The organism is Pseudomonas sp. KK4, assembly GCF_001984065.1.
Lineage (GTDB): Bacteria > Pseudomonadota > Gammaproteobacteria > Pseudomonadales > Pseudomonadaceae > Aquipseudomonas.
Window position 1 is genome coordinate 1 of sequence record NZ_LYVP01000212.1, and the last position, 4,188, is coordinate 4,188.

The 4,188-nt window shown below is 59.7% G+C and carries 6 protein-coding genes; 3 read left to right on the top strand and 3 right to left on the bottom strand.

Annotated features, from left to right (window positions below):
- Positions 1-63: 63 nt before the first annotated feature.
- Together B0W55_RS28830 and B0W55_RS28835 are read right to left on the bottom strand one after the other, a co-directional pair.
- Positions 64-582: a cupin domain-containing protein gene (locus B0W55_RS28830; protein WP_077049300.1), complete on the bottom strand. Its 519-nt coding sequence runs from the start codon at positions 580-582 to the stop codon at positions 64-66.
- A gap of 68 nt (positions 583-650) precedes the next feature.
- Entirely contained in the window at positions 651-1,469 is an 819-nt protein-coding gene (locus B0W55_RS28835; RefSeq protein ID WP_077049301.1) for a shikimate 5-dehydrogenase, read from the bottom strand.
- A gap of 245 nt (positions 1,470-1,714) precedes the next feature.
- Here B0W55_RS28835 and B0W55_RS28840 point away from each other — a divergent pair, with 245 nt between their 5' ends.
- From B0W55_RS28840 to B0W55_RS28850, 3 genes are all read left to right on the top strand, one after another.
- Positions 1,715-2,074, top strand: a complete 360-nt coding sequence (locus tag B0W55_RS28840; protein WP_077049302.1) for a hypothetical protein — start codon at positions 1,715-1,717, stop codon at positions 2,072-2,074.
- Between the two features lie 246 nt (positions 2,075-2,320).
- Entirely contained in the window at positions 2,321-2,515 is a 195-nt protein-coding gene (locus tag B0W55_RS28845; protein WP_034149937.1) for a hypothetical protein, read from the top strand.
- Between the two features lie 113 nt (positions 2,516-2,628).
- Complete coding sequence (locus tag B0W55_RS28850) at positions 2,629-2,820, top strand: hypothetical protein (RefSeq protein ID WP_077049304.1); 192 nt, start codon at positions 2,629-2,631, stop codon at positions 2,818-2,820.
- Here B0W55_RS28850 and B0W55_RS28855 read toward each other — a convergent pair.
- Positions 2,817-3,878 (bottom strand): AI-2E family transporter, encoded by a 1,062-nt coding sequence (locus B0W55_RS28855; RefSeq protein WP_077049303.1) that lies wholly within the window; start codon positions 3,876-3,878, stop codon positions 2,817-2,819. The genes B0W55_RS28850 and B0W55_RS28855 overlap by 4 nt on opposite strands.
- Positions 3,879-4,188 lie beyond the last annotated feature (310 nt).

Consider the following 4,188-nt stretch of genomic DNA (forward strand, 5'->3'; position numbering starts at 1 on the left):
ATTTTCGGTGACTGACACACCGCTTTCGCGAGCAAGCCCGCTCCCACAGTGGGTTTGTGGTGTCTACTCACCGTCCCAGTAGTCGACCCCATCGCCCTGGCGGGCCACGGCGACGAAGCCTGAGGCATTGCCCCGGGCATCGACCTTGAAATCATCCATCACCGCATATTTGCCAGAGTCCGGGTACTCGCAGATCTCCGGAGACTGCTGGGTGCTGACCGCCAGGTAACGCAGTTCGGCGCTGCTGGTGTTGATGATCTGGTGCGCCTTTTCCGGCCCGCCCGGTGGACAGGCGATCACGTCACCGGCGCGGATCGGAAAACGCTCGGCCCCCAGCCGCACTTCACCTTCCCCGGCCACCACATAGAACATCTCTTCATTGACCCGATGGCTGTGAAACGGGCTACCGCGCATGCCGGGTTCCAGCACGTACAGGCGATAACCCAGCTTCTGCGCGCCCAATTGCTGACCAACGCGCGCCAGGCGCTGTTGATAACGACCGGCGGTTTCGCCGGTCGGGGCAAACGTTTCGGGCAGCGGCTCAAGTTCGACCTGATCCAGATTGAGAATGGGCGGGTGCATCGAAACCTCCGGCTTTGATTGTTCGACATCCGTCCGCAGGAGCTGCCGAACACTGCGATCTGTTGCTCTTAACTGCGCGCAAACGCCACCGCTTTTTGAAACTGCTCCTCGGTCGGCCTTACGCCGGTATACAACACAAACTGCTCCAATGCCTGGATCGCAATCACCTCCAGCCCGGTGATCACTTTTTTGCCCTCTGCCCGCCCCATCACGATCATCGGCGTTTCCGAGGGAATCGCCACCACATCGAAGACAATGTCCGCCGCTTTGATGACATCCGCTTCAAACGCCAGTTGCCCGGCCTCCGGCCCGCCATCCATGCCCACCGGGGTCACGTTGACCAGCATCTGCGGCCGCCGAGCGCCCAGTTCCGCTTGCCACTCATAGTCCAGGGAATTGGCCAGGGCACGACCGGCACGTTCATTGCGGGCCACGATCAGGCCGTTTTCATAACCGCCGTCCCGCAAGGCGCTGGCCACGGCTTTGCCCATGCCACCACTGCCGCGCAGGGCAAAGGTGACGTCCTTGGGCACGGCGTGGGTTTCCAGCAATTGGGCAACAGCGATGTAATCGGTGTTGTAGGCCTTGAGATGGCCGTCGGTATTGACGATGGTGTTGATCGACTCAATGGCCGCAGCGGACGCGTCCAGCTCATCGACCAGGGGAATGCAGGCTTCCTTGAACGGCATCGATACGCCGCAGCCGCGAATGCCCAGGGCCCGAATGCCGCCTACCGCACCCGGCAGATCCTGGCTGCTGAACGCCTTGTAGTAGAAGTTCAGGCCCAGTTGTTCATACAGATGATTGTGAAATCGCAGGCCAAAATTCCCGGGACGCCCTGACAGCGACATGCACAGTTGGGTGTCTCGATTGGGGTTCATCTGCATTGGAATCTCCTTGCATTGCACTTTCAGATGGACGGGATTAGCCAGTCCACCGCGTTCTGATCGATGATATTGCCGTGTCCACACGGGTTCTCTGGCGACCGTAAGCGAGCCGGTACAGACCTTACACAAAATTTACTCAGCGGCTGTGCTGATTTTCAAAAAAACGCTGTCTTAGAAGTATCCCCGCGACGATCCTTGGGTCTATTGCAGACACAAGCGCCGGGTCGAAGAACCGAGGAACTATCATGATCCGTAAAATCCCCACAGTAGCCTTGCTGATCGGCGCACTCGCTATCGGCGGGCAGGCGCAAGCCCATGGTGGTGGTAACAACGCGGCGGTATTTGGTGCGATCGTCGGTACGGCCATCGTCGGCTCGGCCCTGATCAACGCCAATCGGCCGGTCTACGTTGCGCCGCAACCGGTCTACGCCCAACCGGCCCCCGTGTATTACGCTCCACCGCCACCACCGGTTTACTACCAGCCGGCTCCGGTGTACGTGCAGCAGCCGGTCTACTATGGCCCAGCCCCGGTCTACTATGGTCCGCCCCGCGGCTACTACGGCCCGCCACGCGGCTATTACGGCCCTCCCCACGGCCGCTGGTAACAGTCTCGAAAACAGGCCTCGCTCGAAAGCGGGGCCTTTTTTTGCCCGGGCATCTGGATCAGCCGTTCGTCGGCACGGGTCTGGAAAAATGTCTTCAATGTCGTTATCGGGACAGTCCCGGCTGCGCAAGCGGGCAAGATTGACTTGCCCGTCGCCCCGGGCAAAAACGTCATGGTTATGTCACATCAGATCCGCAAGCTTGGACCTGTCCGCCAACAACAGGTCGATAACAACAAGGACGCCCACATGCCCACGCAGAACCCGCACCGCATTGTCGGTCTGTGCACCTCCAGCAAGGTGTACAACGCCCTGACCGAACTCAAGCACCTGGAAGGTCATCGCAGCGCCAAGTTCCTTTCGCTGCTGACCCAGAACCTGGTGCGCAAGGGCCTGCTCAACGAACAGGAAGTGGTGCACATGCTCGATCAGGTGGTTGACTGAGACAAACGACCGGCCGGCCTCAACGGCGTCAATGACCACTATCGAAAAGGGTGATTGTTGAAAAACTCACCAGGCTCGTAAGGTATCTCTACAGATTGATGGAGGTCCTTATGATGTCTCAAGTTCAGATCATGTCCGTTATTGGAAGCGCCGTTCCCGCCGCGCTCAGAGAGTCCGGCTTGCTGGCCTGCTGGTACCTGGTGCTCGATGGCGAGCCGGTCAGCGGCCCGCTCACTTCACTGCCGGCCGCCCAGGCGCTGTGGCAACGTTTCAGTTCGGACCAGACCGGCAAACTCAGCGCCTAAGGCAGCTGGATCCGTGGTTTGGTCTCGAGAAAAATTGCCCAACTGGACATGAACAGCGCCGCGATCAGCGGCCCGATCACGAAGCCGTTTAGGCCGAAGATCGCCAACCCGCCCAGGGTCGAGATCAGGATCATGTAGTCCGGCATTTTCGTGTCCTTGCCCACCAGAATCGGGCGCAGCACGTTATCCACCAGGCCGATCACGAATACCCCGAACAAGCCCAGCACGACGCCTTGCCAAATGGCGCCCGTGAACAGGAAAAACGCCGCCACCGGCGCCCAGACGATGCCGGCCCCGACTGCCGGCAGCAGCGACAGAAACGCCATCAACACCGCCCAGAGCAATGCACTGGGGATGTCCAGAAACCAGAATATCGCGCCGCCCAGTGCGCCTTGCGTGATCGCCACCAGCAGGTTGCCCTTCACGGTCGCCCGCACCACCCGGTTGAACTTGAGCTGTAACCGACGCTTCTGCTGTTCCTCCAGCGGAATGGCAGCGCGCATTTTGCGTGCGAGCTCGGCGCCGTCGCGCAAAAAGAAGAACAACAGGTACAACATGATGAAAAAGCCGACGATGAAGTCGAACGTGCCTTGGCCGAAACTGAACGCCTGGGTTGCCAACGCCTGACTCTCGGTCATCGCGCTTTTGACGATTTTCTCGCGCATGCTGTCCAGCCCGCCCAGCCCGAAACGATCCATCAGGTGCTGGAAGTAAGGCGGCAGGCTGTGCTTGAACTGCGCGACATACCCGGCGATGTCCAGCTCGCCGCTTTCGATGCGCTGGTACACCGTCGCGCCCTCCTGCACCAGCAGGACACTGATGATGATCACCGGAAGGATCGCAATCACCAGGCAGATGCTCAGCGTCAGCAACGACGTGAGATTGCGCTGCCAGCCGAGCTTGAGTTGCAACCGCCGCTGCATGGGTGCAAACAGGATGCCGAGGATCACCGCCCAGAACACCGCGCCGTAAAACGGCAACAGAATCCAAACAAAAGCGATGCTCACCACGCCCAGCAGAATCGTCAGTGATTTGTTCTGCAGTGTTTCTTCGTTCATGTCCGATCCATGCCAGTGCCCGTGACGCGAAAGTGCGCCCTGATGCTTAGGCCGCAACGGCGCGCGGGAGTGCCGTGGGTTTGTGAATCAAGCATAGATCCTGATCGATACCCCCTGTGACAGCGGACTTGCCAGCGATGGCAGTGTGTCTGTCACTGTTGATGCTGGATGTGCCGGCCTATTCGCGGGCAAGCACGCTCCTACAGTGTTTTGTGCTGACCATGAATGTTGTGAACGACACAAGTCCACTGTGGGAGCGGGCTTGCTCGCGAAAGCGGAGTGTCAGTCACCGGTGATGCTGGATGACCGG

What these genes read in the sequence shown, in the direction of transcription:
- B0W55_RS28835 (WP_077049301.1), bottom strand. Translation starts at nt 1,469, where the DNA reads ATGCAGATGAACCCCAATCGAGACACCCAACTGTGCATGTCGCTGTCA.
- B0W55_RS28840 (WP_077049302.1), top strand. Translation starts at nt 1,715, where the DNA reads ATGATCCGTAAAATCCCCACAGTAGCCTTGCTGATCGGCGCACTCGCT.
- B0W55_RS28850 (WP_077049304.1), top strand. Translation starts at nt 2,629, where the DNA reads ATGTCTCAAGTTCAGATCATGTCCGTTATTGGAAGCGCCGTTCCCGCC.
- B0W55_RS28855 (WP_077049303.1), bottom strand. Translation starts at nt 3,878, where the DNA reads ATGAACGAAGAAACACTGCAGAACAAATCACTGACGATTCTGCTGGGC.
- B0W55_RS28830 (WP_077049300.1), bottom strand. Translation starts at nt 582, where the DNA reads ATGCACCCGCCCATTCTCAATCTGGATCAGGTCGAACTTGAGCCGCTG.
- B0W55_RS28845 (WP_034149937.1), top strand. Translation starts at nt 2,321, where the DNA reads ATGCCCACGCAGAACCCGCACCGCATTGTCGGTCTGTGCACCTCCAGC.